Origin of the sequence: Pseudomonas sp. SDI (assembly GCF_003105155.1) — a bacterium.
Classification (GTDB): domain Bacteria; phylum Pseudomonadota; class Gammaproteobacteria; order Pseudomonadales; family Pseudomonadaceae; genus Aquipseudomonas.
Map to the genome: position 1 here is coordinate 1 of NZ_QETK01000044.1, position 17,259 is coordinate 17,259.

At 54.7% G+C, this 17,259-nt stretch carries 21 protein-coding genes and 1 pseudogene; 7 read left to right on the top strand and 15 right to left on the bottom strand.

The genetic code is table 11. The features are described from left to right. Together DCO48_RS21290 and DCO48_RS21295 are read right to left on the bottom strand one after the other, a co-directional pair. The coding region (locus DCO48_RS21290) for a hypothetical protein (RefSeq protein WP_116552584.1) at nt 1-718 on the bottom strand (718 nt) is incomplete at its 3' end. 48 nt (nt 719-766) lie between these two features. After that, on the bottom strand, nt 767-1,288 hold the full coding sequence (locus tag DCO48_RS21295; RefSeq protein WP_116552585.1) for a helix-turn-helix domain-containing protein: 522 nt from the start codon (nt 1,286-1,288) through the stop codon (nt 767-769). Nucleotides 1,289-1,542: 254 nt separating this feature from the next. Here DCO48_RS21295 and DCO48_RS21300 point away from each other — a divergent pair, with 254 nt between their 5' ends. From DCO48_RS21300 to DCO48_RS21310, 3 genes are all read left to right on the top strand, one after another. Next, nucleotides 1,543-2,277 (top strand): metallophosphoesterase, encoded by a 735-nt coding sequence (locus DCO48_RS21300; protein WP_116552586.1) that lies wholly within the window; start codon nt 1,543-1,545, stop codon nt 2,275-2,277. After that, nucleotides 2,277-2,594: a hypothetical protein gene (locus DCO48_RS21305; protein WP_256584133.1), complete on the top strand. Its 318-nt coding sequence runs from the start codon at nt 2,277-2,279 to the stop codon at nt 2,592-2,594. The genes DCO48_RS21300 and DCO48_RS21305 overlap by 1 nt, the downstream gene beginning before the upstream one ends. Before the next feature lie 217 nt (nt 2,595-2,811). After that, complete coding sequence (locus DCO48_RS21310; RefSeq protein WP_116552587.1) at nt 2,812-3,309, top strand: hypothetical protein; 498 nt, start codon at nt 2,812-2,814, stop codon at nt 3,307-3,309. Nucleotides 3,310-3,534: 225 nt separating this feature from the next. Here the strand turns inward: DCO48_RS21310 and DCO48_RS21315 are convergent, their stop codons facing one another. From DCO48_RS21315 to DCO48_RS21325, 3 genes are all read right to left on the bottom strand, one after another. Further along, nucleotides 3,535-3,912 (bottom strand): hypothetical protein, encoded by a 378-nt coding sequence (locus DCO48_RS21315; protein WP_116552588.1) that lies wholly within the window; start codon nt 3,910-3,912, stop codon nt 3,535-3,537. Then, on the bottom strand, nt 3,909-4,328 hold the full coding sequence (locus DCO48_RS21320; protein ID WP_116552589.1) for a hypothetical protein: 420 nt from the start codon (nt 4,326-4,328) through the stop codon (nt 3,909-3,911). Before DCO48_RS21320 ends, DCO48_RS21315 begins: the two co-directional genes overlap by 4 nt. 915 nt (nt 4,329-5,243) lie before the next feature. Continuing rightward, nucleotides 5,244-5,438: a hypothetical protein gene (locus tag DCO48_RS21325; protein ID WP_116552590.1), complete on the bottom strand. Its 195-nt coding sequence runs from the start codon at nt 5,436-5,438 to the stop codon at nt 5,244-5,246. Between the two features lie 50 nt (nt 5,439-5,488). Here DCO48_RS21325 and DCO48_RS21330 point away from each other — a divergent pair, with 50 nt between their 5' ends. Continuing rightward, nucleotides 5,489-5,839, top strand: coding sequence for a hypothetical protein (locus tag DCO48_RS21330; RefSeq protein ID WP_116552591.1), 351 nt, complete (start codon nt 5,489-5,491; stop codon nt 5,837-5,839). Between the two features lie 349 nt (nt 5,840-6,188). Here the strand turns inward: DCO48_RS21330 and greB are convergent, their stop codons facing one another. The 5 genes from greB to DCO48_RS21360 form a co-directional block, all read right to left on the bottom strand. Continuing rightward, nucleotides 6,189-6,662 (bottom strand): transcription elongation factor GreB, encoded by a 474-nt coding sequence (gene greB / locus DCO48_RS21340; protein WP_116552593.1) that lies wholly within the window; start codon nt 6,660-6,662, stop codon nt 6,189-6,191. Nucleotides 6,663-6,801: 139 nt separating this feature from the next. After that, nucleotides 6,802-7,020, bottom strand: a complete 219-nt coding sequence (locus DCO48_RS21345) for a hypothetical protein (protein WP_116552594.1) — start codon at nt 7,018-7,020, stop codon at nt 6,802-6,804. A gap of 375 nt (nt 7,021-7,395) precedes the next feature. Further along, complete coding sequence (locus DCO48_RS21350) at nt 7,396-7,995, bottom strand: hypothetical protein (RefSeq protein ID WP_116552595.1); 600 nt, start codon at nt 7,993-7,995, stop codon at nt 7,396-7,398. A 285-nt stretch (nt 7,996-8,280) separates the two neighbouring features. Then, entirely contained in the window at nt 8,281-8,472 is a 192-nt protein-coding gene (locus tag DCO48_RS21355; protein ID WP_116552596.1) for an MbcA/ParS/Xre antitoxin family protein, read from the bottom strand. Nucleotides 8,473-8,749: 277 nt separating this feature from the next. Continuing rightward, nucleotides 8,750-8,977: a transposase gene (locus DCO48_RS21360; RefSeq protein ID WP_256584136.1), complete on the bottom strand. Its 228-nt coding sequence runs from the start codon at nt 8,975-8,977 to the stop codon at nt 8,750-8,752. A gap of 522 nt (nt 8,978-9,499) precedes the next feature. Between DCO48_RS21360 and DCO48_RS21365 the strand changes: the two genes are divergently transcribed. The 3 genes from DCO48_RS21365 to DCO48_RS21375 all read left to right on the top strand — a co-directional run bounded on the left by DCO48_RS21365 (nt 9,500) and on the right by DCO48_RS21375 (nt 12,961). Further along, nucleotides 9,500-10,345 (top strand): tetratricopeptide repeat protein, encoded by an 846-nt coding sequence (locus tag DCO48_RS21365; protein WP_165840811.1) that lies wholly within the window; start codon nt 9,500-9,502, stop codon nt 10,343-10,345. Nucleotides 10,346-10,779: 434 nt separating this feature from the next. Beyond that, nucleotides 10,780-11,682 (top strand): hypothetical protein, encoded by a 903-nt coding sequence (locus DCO48_RS21370; protein ID WP_133247628.1) that lies wholly within the window; start codon nt 10,780-10,782, stop codon nt 11,680-11,682. A 10-nt stretch (nt 11,683-11,692) separates the two neighbouring features. Continuing rightward, nucleotides 11,693-12,961, top strand: coding sequence for a hypothetical protein (locus DCO48_RS21375; protein ID WP_116552600.1), 1,269 nt, complete (start codon nt 11,693-11,695; stop codon nt 12,959-12,961). A gap of 200 nt (nt 12,962-13,161) precedes the next feature. Here the strand turns inward: DCO48_RS21375 and DCO48_RS21380 are convergent, their stop codons facing one another. The 5 genes and pseudogenes from DCO48_RS21380 to DCO48_RS21400 form a co-directional block, all read right to left on the bottom strand. Next, on the bottom strand, nt 13,162-14,244 hold the full coding sequence (locus DCO48_RS21380; RefSeq protein ID WP_133247629.1) for a DUF3800 domain-containing protein: 1,083 nt from the start codon (nt 14,242-14,244) through the stop codon (nt 13,162-13,164). Between the two features lie 109 nt (nt 14,245-14,353). Next, nucleotides 14,354-15,817 (bottom strand): annotated as a pseudogene (locus DCO48_RS21385) (IS66 family transposase); the annotation flags it as partial. A gap of 49 nt (nt 15,818-15,866) precedes the next feature. Next, nucleotides 15,867-16,202 (bottom strand): IS66 family insertion sequence element accessory protein TnpB, encoded by a 336-nt coding sequence (gene tnpB, locus DCO48_RS23050; protein WP_165840812.1) that lies wholly within the window; start codon nt 16,200-16,202, stop codon nt 15,867-15,869. Then, nucleotides 16,199-16,516: a transposase gene (locus DCO48_RS21395; protein ID WP_116552603.1), complete on the bottom strand. Its 318-nt coding sequence runs from the start codon at nt 16,514-16,516 to the stop codon at nt 16,199-16,201. Before DCO48_RS21395 ends, tnpB begins: the two co-directional genes overlap by 4 nt. 239 nt (nt 16,517-16,755) lie before the next feature. Next, the gene (locus DCO48_RS21400; RefSeq protein WP_256584138.1) at nt 16,756-17,250 is read right to left on the bottom strand and encodes a hypothetical protein; all 495 of its coding nucleotides are present in this window, start codon (nt 17,248-17,250) and stop codon (nt 16,756-16,758) included. Between the last annotated feature and the right edge of the window lie 9 nt (nt 17,251-17,259).

Below are 17,259 nucleotides of genomic sequence, written 5' to 3' on the forward strand. Positions count from 1 at the left end.
CAGCTATCGATCGCCAGTTACATCCATGGGTTTTACAACGACAGCCGACTGCACTCTGCGCTGGGCTACCGTTCTCCGAACGAATATGCCAAAGGCTTGAGGCAGAAGGCTGGATAACAAGCTTCTTGGCGTCCGCTGCCAGGGGACAGGCCCAGTCCACCTCAAGAATGGTCGGTACTCCGATTTCGCGAAGTCGCCAGCGATAGTCCACCCCTCGGCCGCTATCGCCGTTCAACTCAGCGGCGAGCGCCATGAGGTACTCACTGCCGTTGATGGCGTAGTGGCCATAGTCCTTGAGCATGTCGCGGTCATCCCCGGATAACCAGATTTTCCCTTTCTCACTGGTGCTCCGAGTCTGCAGTTCATCGAGTGCTTGCTGGACTCTAGCGGGATCGACGTCATGGAAAAGCTGCCGAAAGCGCGTTTGAATGCGGTCGATCTGTTGACCCTGTAGCCCTAGTTCGTAATAGGAACGGAGGTTCTCAGGCCGGCACCCGTGGAAGGCTTTCACATGGCTGTAATAGCCAGTCAGCTTTTCGCAGAAGGCGGGGACGAGTTCATCATGATCCGGCAGCCAGGTTAGATCATCTGGCCAGCAGTCTGGACGGCTTCGCTGGAGGTGGCTACGCAGTGCTGGGTCTAGCAGGTCGCTCGCGTAGAAGCGGATAGAGGCCAGCCAGCTACGGCGTTTGCGCCAGTCTAGTGTGCGTTGCTTCATGCGCCTTTCCTTGGGCAGTGTTTCTGCTGCGGGTCGTGTATCAGCTACTCAATCGTCAGCCGGCAGTGATCGCTTCCACAAGAAATTCACCGTGGATCGAGTGATGCCGAGTTGCCGTGCAGTCTCAGATTGGGTCAAGCCCGACTCTTTGCACTGGAGCACCTTCTTGAGTTTGACCACGTTGACTGGTCGCGCGGCCGGCCGCTTCAAGACGCCCACCCCGGTGAGATGTTCGGCGATATCTGAGGCGCTTATCCGTTGCTCAAGGGCCTCCAACTCCGCTGTGGCTTGAGCGAGCAAGCTCTGAGTCGAGACGTTGTCACGTGTGGCCAGAACGAGTGAAAGCAACGCTAAGGGGCTCAGCCCCAGTGCCTCGGCAAGCTCCGAAAACTTGTCCAACGTTGGCGTGCTCTGCGCGTTTTCGATCTTTGCCACGTAGGTGCGAGAGGTTGCGTGAGACAAGCCCTCCTGGGTTAGCCCCAGGCTGCCTCGAACTGCTCGTATGACGGCCGCGAGGGCCGGTCTGATCAACGTCAACGCGAATATCCTCAAATTGGAGGATGTAGCCATGCCGGGATGTACAGTTACACCGCATATGGTGTATAAAACTGGACGCTGCGCTGGTCGTAGGTGGCTATTGGCGTTTCCTGATTCGGTTGTCGGTGAGCTACCAGGCCCGGAGCCAGTGGCCGTCGCCATGCCTGTAGCTCCAGAGGTGGGGCAGGGTAGTGGCCTGGGTAGTGGCTTCAATTCACCGCTAAATCGAATCGGGATCTGCTGCTATCGCAAGATGAGACGGTGGCCGATCCAACGGAGGGTAGTGTTTGAGAGTTCGGATTTACTCTGACTTGCACAGAGAGCTTCATCGCTTCGACCCACCGCCCCTAGACCCGAGCGTTGGCTTGGTGATCCTCGCCGGTGATATCGACAAAAAGGGTCGCGGCGTGAAGTGGGCCAGTGAAGCGTTCGAGTGCCCCATCGTTTATGTCTGCGGAAATCACGAATTCTATGATGGTCACATCGACCGAACCCTTCAGAAGATGAAGGACGCTGCGCTTGATCACGTACACGTCTTGGAAAACGAGATGCTGATCATCAACGGCGTCCGGATCCTAGGCACGACAGCGTGGACAGATTTCACGAGCAGCGGTGACCAGGTTGCGGCATGCAAGATGGCAAAAGAGTGGATGAACGATTTTAGATACATCCGGATAGATACCAATTACAGGCGGCTCAGGCCTGATGATCTCGTGACTCGCAACCACGCGGCCAGAGCGTGGCTAACCGAGCAGCTTGACCAAAAATTTGAAGGCAAAACGGTCGTCGTTACCCACCATGCCCCAGCGTCATTTGTGGCCGGGATAAAGGATGAGGGACATCTTAACGCTGCCTACACCAACGAGTGGTCGACGTTAATTGAAAAGGCCGATGCGTGGGTGTTCGGCCATACGCATCACTGTGTTGATGTCGAGCTGGCAGGCTGCCGGGTGATCTCCAATCCTCGGGGCTATCCCAACGAAGCAAACGGTTTCGACCCTTTATTTGAGATTGAAATTTGATGTCGACTTCTGTGAGAAAGCAGGCTTTCCCGCATGCTTTGAAGTCCGTGCCGCTTGAGCACAATGTGCCTATCGAGGTCGTTCAGGCGCAGAGCATTGATTGGGGGATAACCATCGACGCGTACTTGGCCAGTGCTGCGAGAGCGGGTCAACGCTACGCAGCAACTGTTTTCAGCGATTTGTCGGGCGCGAGCGACAACGGGATGACTGTTGCCACTCCGCCGTTGGAGTTCGTCGAGGAGAGGGCGGGATTCAAGCTGATGCGCAGCGTCGGCGGGGCAGACCACTTTGTGATCACGAGTGAGCTGAGCGTGTGATGGGTGAGGACATCTTGTTGCTAGGCCGGCAAGGCTTTCGTGCTGTAGCCCGGACTGCCAGGGCGCTACCTGCAGGATCTTTCGTGGGTACCCGCAATCGTGAGCGCTTTAAGGTAATCAACGATCAACTCGATGATTAGGGTCGGTTGGTAAAACGCCAGGTATGCGGCCTTTTTCATCCGCTTGTCTTATGGTTAAGTGCAATTAAGGACAATGCATGTCTGAATTGAAGAAGCTGAAAGTCACTGTTAAAAACTTTGATGTTAAGGCGGTAGGTGACATCGATGCGCTCTATGGCAGGGTCAGGCTAGAGGATGAGCAAGGTAATACGTTTCACTTCAAGGAAGTTGTGATGTTGAAGTATCTTAAATATCAGGGTGCGCTCGTTACTGATGTGCCCAGGATTTGGTATTACAAGCATCTTGCTAAAAGCTCTATCGTGCTGATTGCGTTTGAAAAAAGTGACGGCAAAGTGGAATATGACTTGGATGATGTGCGAATTGTTGCCAGGTCGAGTATGTTTAAGGGTGTTTTGATGTCGTTTGCAGCCATTCCTGCAGGCATCATTGTGGCGACTGCGACTTACGGTTTGGGCTTATTGCTGATTCCCGGCTTTATGTATTACGGCTATCGAAATGTCTTTAAAATTCCGGGCATGCTGCGCCGCAATACTTTGGTAAGTGATCTGGCCAGTCATGGGGTTACTGTTCGGTAGTACCGGGGGGCCATTCACCCTCTCGGGCGGGGGCTTCTTTAGGGCTACTGGTGAGGCGCATTCTTTACGCTCAAAGCCAGTAGCCCTTCGCTGCGAGCGGCTCGTCCGTTCAGCGGGACAAGCGCTTTAGGCTGATGTGGGCCCTCCAGATAAGCTCTGTCCGGGAGGTAGCACCACATCAGCGCATGAGTAGTGGGCCCTGTCGCAGCAGGGATCCCATTACACTCAGTCCCGGTGCGCTCGCCAGTATTCGACCACGTAATTAAACGCTTCCAAGAAAAACGTCTCCTGATTCTTGTATTCAGCGCCGCAACGGCGAGCCATGGTGAAAAAACCAGTGCCCGGCAGCCAGTCTTCTTGATGCACCACGAGTGCTGTGAGGAAGCCTCGACCCTCGGCGTATTCTTCGGTCGAGATCTCATCCAGCAGGTAGCTGAGCCGGGGATCGGTGGGCTCTATAGCCAGTGGGAGCTTGGTCACGAGCTCACCATAGGTCACAAACTCGCGATCCTTGAGCCGTGCGCGCCTGATCAGGAGTTCTCGTGCAGTGGTTTTGGCTTGCGCCCAATCGGAGTCTGGAAAACCGTGGGTATGACCGATCATGGTTGCTTGCTCACGTCGAGATCCAGGTAAACGTCCTGTGCGATCATGACAATGATTTGAGGATTGAGGTCGTCCAGGGGGTGCAGATCAGCGTGCTCATTCAGAATCTCGGCCACAGCTTCGAACACCATCTGGTTAGTGGGTGACCCTTGCGCGCGCAGGTAAAACATCGCGTGGGGTAGATCACGTTTGACCCCGTCTTGCGTGATGACCGTTCGAGTACAGCCGCTCTCTTCCAGCAGATCGTGAATTTGGTCGTAGTGGCGCTCGTGGCTGAGCTGAATACGAAGGATGAAATCTCGGTGGCCGTCGAGGGGCGCGATGGTGTGTGGTTCACGCTCCTTCTCTTTGACCCGATTGCTTTCCCGCTGTGCCTCATTCTGCTTGTAATGGCGAACGACGTTATCGACTGACATCTGAGATCTTCCTTAGACCTGAGGTGTGGCTGCTTGCGAGCCGTATGGGGGCAACCATTGGAATTTACCAATTTCTCTCGCGTTGTCTAGCTCAGGGCTTGCAGGGCAGGGACAGGATGACGACGCGGTCTGCGCCTTTGAATAAGCCAGGCCATTGGAGGGAAGCCATCTTGCCGGTTGAGTGTTGCCGGCCCCCAGGCCATCACCGGAGCTTCTGCTGTGTACTGACGGGGCGGACAAGGCGAATTAAGCAGTCACCTGGCCGACCGAGGGTTGTGATCGGAGGAGGTTTGCCAGGATGACTAACCGTACATTCTGCATGGCTTTAAGCTGTCATCCGCCAAGGCATGACCTCGACAAGAAACCACACGATCATGCGCACTGGTGCAGGTAATGGATGCCGATTTTGGATGACCTGATCCAGCCACCCTTGAACGGGTAGAGGTGCAAAAAACCAGTGATTATCACTAATTTTATTGATTAATTCAGTGAATTTTACTTTTCTTCATTTTTTACCCCCCCTCTTGAAAATTTTTAAACGAGACGGAGTTCTTATATTTGAGAGCAAAGAAAAAGCTACGTAGTGCTTGCACCCCCGATGCACGGGTATAGCGCGGTGTCGCGGACTCGCTTTACGGTTTTGATTTTCGAGGTTTTTCAGCCTGGTATGCCTTGCCGATAGGCGAGGCAGAGCTGGTAGGGGAAATCGGTACTTCGGCCGTTAGGCCGCTGCTTTTGCTTTTGACTACAAAGCACCATCCTTTCCAGCTTTTTTTGAAGCGACAGCTGCGTCTGAAGACATACCCATTTCGGACAACATGTGTCAGCGTTGGGTGAAGTCGGCCTGCGTTTTTGAGAGTGGGCGGCCTGCTGCTAGGGTAGCGACGTATCAGCGCACCTAGCGGGCATCAAAGCTCAATGCGAGGCGTTGGCTGACAGCAGGGCCTCCTCCAGAGCCTCAAGCGCGTCTTGTACACGTCGATCTTCTCGAACGTCACCACTGGTGGGCTTGTAGGTTTGGCAGTGGCGTAGAAGGGCCTCAAGCTCGTTCTGATTCAAATCGAATTCGATGTGCATGCTGATGCTCGTGTCATGGATGGTGGTGGTCATCGTGCTGCGCCTGGGTCAAGGGCAGTGCACGGTCGACAGTGAGGTTATCGTTGAACAGTGATGTTGAGAAACAGGTATGGCATCGGGCGTCGGAGGTGTACCGGGAGTCCCTGGCCCAGGTCTTGAGTCAGGCTTTGGCACGGTACAAGCGCGTCGCAGGTTTTGATGATTCAACGCGGTTGTACGAGAGCATTGCCGGTGGCCATGCACTCATGGCGTTGAGGCATGCCCTGATGCTTCGTTGGCCCAGCCACACCATTGAGTGCTCGGGATCCTACATCGAACTGCGCTCCCGTCTTCGGGCCTACTTGGTGGACTACTTGCTGCGCAAGATCTTTCACGACCATCTGTGCACTCCTGACTTGAGGGACGCGTTCTTCGCGGCGGATCATGGTGTGTGAGGAACGATTCGGTCGAAAATGGCGTGGAGCCAGTGACTCGATTCCGGAGAGTTCGGTGAGACCCCATGGAGAGCGTTAACGTACCACTATCACTGAGTGACGAAGAGTTCGAGTCGATGATGCGCGAGTTCAACTCAGCGGGCGACTGGATGTTTGAACAACTCGCACTGAAGCGTTCAGCACTAGGCCCCGCCGTGGAGAATGAGATCAGCCAAGGCTCAGTGCCTCCAGGGGAGGGTGACGGTGCCCGCGACACGTGAGCAGCAAGGTACATGCTTGCAGCGGTGAGTAAATGCGTCAAAGCAGGCTAGGGCATGGTCACAGCCGGCGCTGAACCATCGAGCTATCCTCATGGCTCGTACGAGATCTGGCTCACATACCAGGTGGCTTCGCCGTCCGGGATTTTCACCACGCATTCATCGCCTTCCTCTTTCTTGAGCAGGGCGCGCGCCATTGGGGAGTCGATGGAAATGTAGTCGTTGCGTTCGTAGATCTCGTCGTAGCCCACGATCCGGAATTTCTTCCGTTCACCGTCTTCGTTCTCTATCTCTACCCAAGCGCCAAAGAAAATTCTTCCTTCCTGCTCCGGCGAGTAGTCCACGACCTTCACATCCTCCATTCGCTTACGAAGATACCTGACGCGGCGATCAATCTCGCGTAGAAGCTTTTTGTTGTACTGGTAGTCCGCGTTCTCGCTTCTGTCCCCGAGGGATGCTGCCCAGGCGACCTTCTGAGTAATTTCAGGTCTGTACACACGCCACAGGTGATCGAGCTCGCCTTTGAGCTTCTCATGCCCTGCTCGGGTGATGATGTTTGTAGCCAATCAACAGCTCCTTACCTCGGAAATTCTTTGGCAGCTTTCAGGCTGTGGGAGAGCGCTGGCCAGAGCCTGAATAGACTTTGAGGGAGTCTACTCGGTCGAGCGTTCAATGGGGCAAGGCTTAGTACCCGGTACCCGCATTTCAGGCTCGTTTCACTTCAACGCTGCCCATCATGCCTTGCACATACAGTCGATAAACACCGCCCTCCTGGACGACCTTGGCCTGCGGCATGTAGGAGTAGAAGTAGGAGTAGGAGTACACCGCCTGCTGCCATTTTTGACCGTTGTAGAACTCGAAAATGGTGTCGGTGTCGTCAAAGCCTTCAAAGTCGCCACTGAGTTGTCCTTCACATACGATCATCGCTACCCCTCCTATTGAGTATTGCAGTGGATGATGCACTGCCGAACGCTTCTTCTCAAACGTCCGCGAGGCTTGATCCTTAGGAGCGCTTCAAACGCTGACACGAGCTAAGTGTTTGTGACGGCAGTGCTGGCTCGGGATCTAGCGGCTTCAAGTTCTGAGCTCGCATTATCAGGGTGACCACTGGACAGAGCCCTAACTAAAACGGAATCACGCTGAGCACCCTCTGACCGGTCACTCCAGTGTCAGGTCAGAACACATCCTGGGCCGCTTGCGCTGAGTCCGTACTCAACTCAGAAGCTCAGAGGCGATCTGCAGGATGATTTATGCCGGTAGGGGGATTGGGCCTTCCCCATCATGCGGTCGATTGTGATCCTACTCGTGAAACATCCTGGCGTATTTGGCCCAGAGCTCATGATACTGCGGCCAGTCTGTTGCACCGCTATCGACAGTGAATCGCAAGCTAGTGCCTTCTAAGGGTGGCCCATCCTTGGTAAGCACGCTGTTGGCCAAACTGTAAAATTCCATGAGCTTGTCATCGTTTGCCTTCACGGGGGTGGGGTAACGCCCCGCCCAGACCAGAGCACCTTCATAGAACTTGAGCAGGCGTAGCTCTTCCTCTGTCAATGAGATCTCCAGGAGCCTATGGAGCTTCTCGAAGGAATGGGTCTTGAATTCGCTCTCTTCGACCTGGCGATGCATCAGCACGGCTTTCATCATGACTTCAAGGGCTAGGCCGCAGAGCATGTGGTAGACGTGGTAACAGGCTATACCCATGTCAAAACCAGATGAAAGTCCGAGTTCTTGAGCAATTTCCTTTGATTGAGCGCCCATGGAGTGCCATACCGCGCCGGCGCTTGCGTGTAAGTCTGAAGACCGATTGAACCAATGGTTCGGATGATTTTTCATCTCCGTCAAGGACTCGCGCCTCATAAACATCGAGAGGTCTAACGGTTCGTTGTCGATGGTGTCCATGGGGCTACCTGTGCTCGATTTGAAAAACTTGATTGACCTATGAAAACTCAGTGTCAGGTGTTTTGGAACATGCGATTTAGAATCGCCCCCCCCCACGAACACGCATTACCTCGGTGAAAGGATCATTCTGGAAAGCAGAGGTTTTGGAAGCGCGGGACGGGCTGTAGAACAATCAGCTGCACCTCCCATGATGAGAGTTTGCCATCGCTCAGGATGTTGGATAGCGGTTACCGTTCGAGCGCTTAGTCGGAGTGATCTTCGGGCAGAGGCCTTGCTGAAACGGAGTCAGGCTGCAAACCCATGCTCGATGCTGTCCAGTGTTTCCTTTACGCGAAGATACGTAGGCTCGTCTCGGGCATACTCCAGCGCGCTTAGCCCATCAAACGCAGCACGTGGCTGACTGAGCCACACCGCTGATTTGACTTTGTCCCCAAAGACTCGCTCAGTTTGGTCGCGCAGGAGCTCTGAATACGCCATCGTGATTTCCTCCGGGCCTAAATGGTGTGTGCAAAGCGTAGCTGCTGTTCAGTGCGAATACAGCTACGTTCAAGGCATCACAAAGGGTAGGCTTTGCCGATCGCGGCGCGACCGTAGCATCACGCACGTTCAAGTTCACTGTCGTCCTCTGCACAAAGGTTCTCGAATGCCCCGAACCCCGTCAAACCTGATTGCGTTACGTGAGCGTCTAGGCGAGATCCTGAGCGAGCAGAAGAGTCACTACACCGGTACTCAAATTCCAGGCGTTCTCGCGTCGTTAGGGCTGACCTGGTGATCCGGTCGGGAGCATCTGGGTATGCAGCGGGATGAACGCTGGTTGCAACGCGGTGGATTTCTGCGTGTGCAGGCGTATCCATTTGTGGATGAGGTTGGCGTTGAGGCTGTGGCCCAAGGCGATGTTGGCGATGGAGGCGCCGGGCTCGGAGCACTCTTGAATGACCCGGGCTTTGAAGGATTTGCTGTAGGTGCGGCGCTGAAGGTGCATGAAGAATCCGCCTGATGGGCCAGAAATGGTGTCCACTTAAATTAGGTGGACACCATGTCCTTCGGCGGTGGCATCGGGAAGGTGTGTTCGCCGGGCCCTTACGTAAATCACACCTGACTGACCTGTCAGACGCCGCCCAGGCAAGCATCAATCCAGCAGATCGGGGAGAGGTTCTCCAGATAGCGCAACGATAGTTCTGTTTTCATGCAATTGGATCGCTGTGAACGCTCTAGCACGGGCTTCCTGGTTTGAGGCAATATCACGCAGCGTCAGCCCGATCAATCTATGGGCTGTCCGCAAGGCGCGTTCGCACTCTGAGTTGGCACCATCGATAGGGAAGGGCGGTTCGGTTCGCGAGCGAGTATCTAATCTGACCGCGACCAAGCAAGCATGACGGATTTCCATTCAAAACCAGGAATTACGAAGCCTGAGCACTCACTGGTTCCTCCTCGGCCTGCCCGTGGACATGTACAGCACATTGTCACACCAGAGATCAAAGCTACGCCCCTAGAGCCACAATCGATGGCTGGGACAAGTGGTCACTGGATCGGATTTGCGGGATTAATAGTCGCGGGGGTGATCGGAGCCTTCGGGCTCGTCTACACGAATTCGGTGCGCATCCAGTACGAGGACAAAGCCCACCAGGCCGATCTCGTGCGCAAGGACACAGAGCTTTCGCTGAAGGCTAATGAGGGCCAGAAACTCAGTGCCGACAAAAACGTGATTCTGAGGCAGTACCTTGCCGATCTCATTGTATCCCAGACCCCAGACGCCGATCTTAAGCTGCAGGCATTGGCCCAGTTCGGATTACCGACGCCCGACGGGAATCTGCTCCTTCAGGATGCGTTGGCAGTCAGGCGCTTGGTTGAGGAGCGCAGGGCGCGACTGGCAACGGCTACACCCACCGCCAGTGAACAGAAACCGACTGATCCCCAGCCTCAGGTGGTAACTCCTGCTGCCGCAAGCGTAGAGCCCTCAGCGTCGTTGGCGACCGATCCCATGAGCATGGGCAGAATGTTTGTGCAATCCAACGATTTCGAGCACGCATTGGCGAGCTTTACTCGCGCGACACAAGTCAATCCTTCTGATGCGTTGGCGTGGAATTTCAAAGGCTATGCTATGTATCGCCTGCACCGTCTGGACGAAGCGCTGCAGAGCCTCAGTCAGGGATTGAAGCTAAATCCGACTGATGAAAAAACGCGCCGATTTCTTGTGCTCAACGGTACGAAGGTATTGTGTGCTCAAAATCGTTTTGTGGAGGCGTCTGAATTTTTCAACAAAAGCAGCGGATCTGTCCCCTCTCTGGTCTCTGAAGCTCAAAAAGACGGCCAGCTTCACATCGTATGCAAGTCGATATGGCGGGGTTAGTGCGACAGGTCTCGGGCTCAACGCGCACGCGCCTCGCTGAGGCTGATGGCTTGCGGAGCTTGAGGTGCGGAACGCGGACAAGCTGAGGGTGCTGGGGCATTCCACTACGCGAATGGCAGCGTCATGGGAAGGGACGGCTAGCTATCCGGTAAATACCTTCCAGCTGGCCACGCCAGTGTAGTGCTGCGTCGGGCAATGGCTCTTGGTTTCTCGATTAGAAAGCTGGTATGCTAGGCGAACGGGTGCATGTTTAGACATGCCGGTATATTTGGTACACGGCATAAAATATGTGCGCTGGACGTCTCAGTTACGTCTCACCCGAGGGGCGCTCGCGATAATTGCCCTAGTGCAACGGAAAAGCTAGCCGTGAAGCACTTAGAATCTTAGCCAACGGGCCCACGGTATGTGGGCCGTCGTTCTTCTCCGGGGCATGCATGACGCAGCTAAGTTCTCCTCCCTCTCTAGACGCGTTGGAGAGATTGCGCTCCGCCGTCGCCCAGCATCTCAATTCTCACCAAGCAACAAAGATCCTTGGTACTCAGCTAGGGGCTTTGATCAATGGTGTGCTTTCTCCCGACAACTACAAATCGTGGTTGGATGGGAATCGCCCCAATTTACGTTCTTTCGTGGATAATTTCCTTTCGGGAATCGTCACTCCGACGTCCGAACGGCAGGGCTACGACTACCTGTACCAGGTCGATTTTCAGCCAATCACGCCCTCATTTGGCGGAGCGCTGTGGAAGGCTTTTTGTGCTACGCGTCCGACCGAGACGATTTATTTCAACCCTAAGCAGAACACGCTTTTCCTCCTCGGCACCGGAATTGACGTGGATGTGGATGCACAGGTGATTCAAGGCCTGTCAGAGCAAGACCACCGTCAAATGTGCGAACGGTTCCTGGCCTTGCTTGAGAGAGACGGAAAATCCACACAGCAGATTGCAAGCACCGTCGAGAATTTCGACACCAGCCTGTATGCGGCCTGGGCTTCGTCGCTCAAGGCTGTACCCGGGTTGTTCAAGGAATGGGGCATTCAGCGTGTTTCATGGATCGTAGAAATATTTTCTAATCGTGTGAATGATGTCACAACGGATGAGGCTACTAGGGCGCGCTTGGTAGCCGAATTCCAGGCGGATCATGCCAGCCAACGGCAGGGAGTTGAGCGGGCCGGTCTCAAAGTTCCTAGTGCGATAGCACCGACCCCGCACGCCAACTCTTCCGCCGAGGGGGCACGTCAGTTATTGCTCAGGGCCTTGGAGACGCTTGATGATTCGCAGTTATCGAAGATCATGGTTCCAATGGACGTTGTCGTAACATTGCTCACTCAGCCAAAGCTGTAAGTTCCCGGCGATGCTGCGTTTGATCGTTGCGATGCCCGAGGACGGGTTGAGAGGCGCCAAGAGTAGATGGGATGAGCTTTCAGCGGGCGCCTGGGTTGATCACATTGAAATCTGCACTCTCAGTGCCGACAAGGCGGCTAACGACAATTTGGTCACTAGTCTCGCGGGCTCGCTCGATGCCTTGGTCTACGTTTCTCAGCACTTAACATCTGCGAGTGTCGCCCGGTTTAATATCGTACGCTTCAAGAAGCATGAGCTCATTGAGCAGATTGAGGACTGGTTAGACGGGAAGAATCTGAATTGGCGCACTCGATCTCGTCGGGAATGCGCTAAAACTCCATACCGGAGCATCCCACCGGATGAGTGGGTATCTCAGTTTTTCAAGGTCGATCCAGTCTTGGGGCGGCGAGCGGGCGCTGCGTTATTGGCTCAACTTCGAATCGCGAGCGCAGCTGACTTGGCAAGTTATTTCGACGATCTTCCGGCTGTGGATCAGAACGCCTTTTTCCTAGGTGCCGACCCTCACAGCGGAGACATGTCACTGGTCGGCGTGCTGTCTGCCAATATAGATAACAATGTTTTGCATGACAGCAGGCGTTTACCTGTCATGAAGAAGCAGCACCAAGTCCGGCTTTTTTGTGATGGTTCCTGGAGTGGGGGAGAGACCCTGCGTCGCGTCCACTGTTTGTTCAAGGCCTGCGATAAGAAATCCCATGCGCTCCATTCGAGTCAGCGACTCGATGTGCGGTTGGGGTTTATCACTGACGTAGCCGAAAAACGAATTGCGCGGGATCTGGAAAAGCTTGTGCAAGAGAAAGTCGTGAACGAGGGAGCGGTACGCGTTACATGTCCTGAAGGTAACCGATTCAGCGTGCTGGGGGCCAAATCCGGGCAAAAGGGGCTAGCGTTTCAAAATCTTGCGTTGTTGCGCTACGTGGATGCTGATGAGAAGGCCCTTCGAAAATTGTGCAAGAGCATTGGCGACCAGATCCTGCCTGATAAGCCTCTAGGCACGAACGACATAGCGTCGTGCATTGGCTTTTGGTACAGCCTACCTGCGGCAATGTTGCCCTTGTTCATTATCGATGGTGCGGATGTGGTGGGGGCAGACGGTGTCGTTTTCAAATGGAGGGCTTTGTTGCGCAGTAAGCATACGACAACGGGCCTCGTGGACGACCCTCTCCACCACTGCGCATCCTGCCCTCTGGCTGATCGTTCCGCGGCAGTCCAGCCGACTGATGTGGGGTGCAGTACGGCGACCATCGAGGCTAGCGAGTAAAGCGATCGTGACGCTACTCCGAGGCTGGGTATCGTTGTGAAGGCCCTTCCATATTTTGCCGAAGCGTCTTGGGTTGACCAATACATTTTCTCGCAGCGGGGTGAGAAAGAAATCCCCCACCCGGCTTGAGCTGGCAGAAACCGGTCAGAATCAGAAATCCGAGTTCGCTTGGCTTTTCCCTCAGAATCTAGTCAGATTAATTACAAGAGCGGGGCATTCTTGGAAAAGTTTTTTCTAAATGTCAGGCTGTATAGCTGTTTGGATGAGCTATCCATAAGAGTTAACAGTTTTGCTGGAGCATTAGCTATTGGGCGCTTAGGGCCGTGTCCGAAAATTTTAACGGCTTGCTCGTCAATTCTGGGGGCGTTAATCATCAGCTTCCCCAAGGCTTTAGCCATTTTCACGTTGTCCGTGTAGTTTTGCTTGAGGCAGCGATTCACGCTTGAAACAAGCAGGTCTGAAACCTGAATTCCATCACTGAGCTTCGAGTCCTCAAGGCTGAACTCATCTTGCAACAATGTACCGAATGACAATGGAACGGCAGATTGTGCAAGGTGCGTATGATCGATCTCATACATCTCTTTAGATTGCCTCATTACCTCATCCATGTCGTCATCTGAAGAGAATGCCTTAAAGAATGCGCTATAGTCGCGACCTGCTAATATTGAAGAGGTTTGCCTTTTAGAACGTACGGTAACAAGTCCTACATAGAGTTCTTTAAACGAGCGCTCATACCTATTCTCAGAGATGTTCTTGCGATCAACAACCCATTTAAACCTGCCAAGTTCGTTAGGTGAAATGTCAGCGTAGTGGGAAACCATCTTCGGAAGCATGTCGCAAATCATTTGTGCCTGCAGAATGCACTGGTTATATTCCTGCTGACTTAAGCTTTCGAAAAGGCTGATAACTTCTTCGGCATGGGTTGCTGCATCTGGAACCTTCGTAGCATAGTTGCGAATGGCCATGGCCGTCGCAGATCTATGCTTTTCCAAGCTCTCACGTTCAGTGTTAGAGCTTCTAGTCGACAGGACATATAGCGTGCAGTCGGCGGCATCAAGTGCCTCTAGGAACTCTTGGTAGGGCTGTGATGCGCAGTCCGGACGAACCTTCTTGAACTCCTGGCTGGGTTCAATTTCATATGCTTTTTTGAGACTATTGAGTGCTTCGCTGACTTTGGCCAGTGAGCTGTCGGGAATCGCGACCCCGCCTACAGTGCTCCAAGCATGTGGGTTGGGCTCAGTTGAGAATAGTCCAGATTCGTCTATAAAAATATGCATATTCATCCCTAGGTGCATGCCGGAATTGGGTGAGACCTATATATGTCCACCCGATAAGCCTGCTCAATTCGCCTTCACAGGCAGAGGTTGTGCTACTAGATGCGCGCTCTCTTCTTCGCGCGATCCTATCAGAGCCATAGGCATACGGGTCATGCCCGTTGTTGCGCGCCGACTGGATCAAACTCATAATCGCTGCCGCGCGCTTACCGCTGCGGAGCGATCTGGCAAACAACCAATTGGAGCGCCCAAGCGCCCATGGCTTGATCGTGTTTTCTACCGGATTGTTGTCGATGGGCACAGCACCATCATCCAGGTAGCGCGTCAGCGCTACCCAGCGTTTCAAGCTGTAGTCCAAGGCTTTGGCCGTAGCCGAGCCCTCCGGCAAAAGTTCGCGTTGAGCGAGCATCCATTCATGCAGCTTTCCTGCGATGGGAACCGCTATTTCCTGACGTAATCGTCTGCGGTCTTCATCGCTCATTTGCTTGGCTTGCCGCTCGATCTCGTACAGGCCGCCGATTGAGTGCAGTGCCTGTTCGGCCAGTTGGCTTTTGTTCGCCACATGCAGGTCGAAGAACTTACGGCGAGCATGGGCCATGCAGCCGATTTCGGTGATGCCCAGCTCGAAGCTGGCCTTGTAACCTGCGAAGTCATCGCAGACCAGCTTGCCGCTCCAGGTGCCAAGGAAGTTACGTGCATGTTCCCCTGCACGGCTGGGACTGAAGTCGTAGACCACGGCTTTCAGTACCGAGAACGGCGTGGTGCAGTAAGCCCAGACATAGGCGCGGTGCGTTTTCTTCTCGCCGGGTGCCAGCATCTGCACCGGCGTTTTATCGGCATGCACGACTCGCTGAACCAGCACCGCTTCGCGCAGTGCATCCACCAATGGCTGGAGTTGCACGCCGGTTTGCCCAACCCATTGATCCAGCGTTGAACGCGGGATCGCCAAGCCTGCACGGCCAAAGATCTTTTCTTGCCGGTACAGCGGCAGATGATCAGCGAACTTGGCCACCATCACATGCGCGAGTAAGCCTGCGGTCGGGATGCCCTTGTCGATCACCTGGGCCGGCACTGGTGCCTGGATCAGTGTTTCGCACTGGCGGCAGGCCCACTTTCCACGTACATGCTGCTCAACGGTAAACACGCCCGGTGTGTAATCCAGCTTTTCGCTGACGTCTTCGCCGATGCGCTGAAGCTGGCACCCGCAAACGCACTGGGTGTTCTCTGGCTCGTGACGAATGACGGTACGTGGGAGCTGCGGCGGCAGCGGCGCGCGCTTGGGCTTTTGGCGGATTTCGTGCGGCGTCGGGGCAGGACGAAGCGCGTTAAGCTCTGCCTCGATGGCCTCAAGGTCGGTGTTGAGCAGGTCATCCAGCAAGCTGCCTTGCGCCGGGCTGATCTGCTCGCTGCGCTTGGCAAACTTGTGGCGCTTGAGGATGGCAATCTCGTGAGAGAGCTGCTCGATGATCTTCTCGTCACGATGGATTTTTCGGCCCATGGTGTCGACCTTCGACAGCAACTGCGCAGCCAGTGTGCGCAGTTGTTCGGGTGTCATTTGGTCGAGATTGGGCGAGGAAGTCATGCAGTGGATTTTACCAAAGCAACTCGTCCACTACAGCTCAAAGGCAGGATTAAATCACTGTAATTGCGCCGTTAGCGCCAACTCGCTGCCATGGCAAATCGAGCACCAGCGCTTGAAGTTGTTCAGCATCAAGCCGGACTTCCAAGCCGCGATGAATGCCAGGCCAGTGAAACTTGCCTTGGTTCAAACGCCGTGCAGCAAGCCAGATGCCCACGCCATCGTGCACCAGCATCTTCATTCGGTTAGCTCGGCGATTGGCGAATAGATAAGCGCAGTGCGGCTTCGCCGCACCGAACACGGCGACCACGCGGGCCAACGCCGTTTCGGTGCCAGCGCGCATGTCCATGGGCTCGGTGGCGAGCCAGATGGCGTCGATGCGGATCATTGCGAGAGGCCACGGATGAAGCGTGCGCAACCGTCTGGGTCGCAGATGGGCCATTTTACCGTAATGGATTTGTCGCCCAGCGGCAGTGCGATCACCACCGCTTCATCAGCGTGCCGTTTAGGTATCGGTTGCAGCGGTATAAACGCGGGAAGTGGAGCGTCGGGTTTATCGCGGTAAATGAGCAGCCACTTGCGAATCACGTTGGCATTGATGCCGTGGCTGATGGCGACGCTGGAAACTGAGGCACCGGGTTGCAGGCATTCCTGCACGACCTGGGCCTTGAAGAGTTTGGGATAGGAGCTTCGTTGGGGCATGGGAATCCTGGCGATAAGGGTGATCGCGTTCACTTAAAAATAGGTGGACACCATCGTCTTTAATTCGGGATTTCTGAAGGTGTGTTTGCTGGCCGCTTACGGCAGAACATTTGTTTGCCACGATCGGCGAGTATCAACTCGCAGCGTTGGGCTACCAGACTCTCACCCGCCATTGACGCCATCAAAGGCGTATGCCAACACGTCGCGCAATCATTGCCAGCGCTTGCTTCAGGGAAGCACTACGACTTGCGTCGCTTGGAAGCGATCAGGGCATAAAAGGCCTCTTTGCTCGACAGGCCCTCCTTCAGCTTTGCTACCAAAAAATCTGCGTCCTGTGCCGCTGGGTCAAAGCATTCGCGAGCGTACCTGACCAGGTCGAGCCAGAGCAGCAAGGGTAGTGCTGTGCGTTGGATGTCACGAGACCGATAGCTCAGCCGTTCCAGCAGTGAGGGTTCACGCGCTATCAGCTGCTCGCACAGATTGCTCAACACCTCAAAGGGCCCATCGGTCATCCCGATCTGAGTGGGGTGGGTGCAGCGCGTGATCGACTGAATCGGCGCCGTTGGGTCAATTTTATGAAGCTCAGCCAAGCGCTGTGCCTGGACGGCGAACGCTGCGACGCCAATTGTTTCTGCCAGTCGCTCAATGACTTCGAGCTCAGCCAAGTTGTCAGGCCGCAACGCGATCACGTCCTGCCCCATGGGGTCTGATGCTCGGTCGTGCAACTGCTTCATCATGTCTCC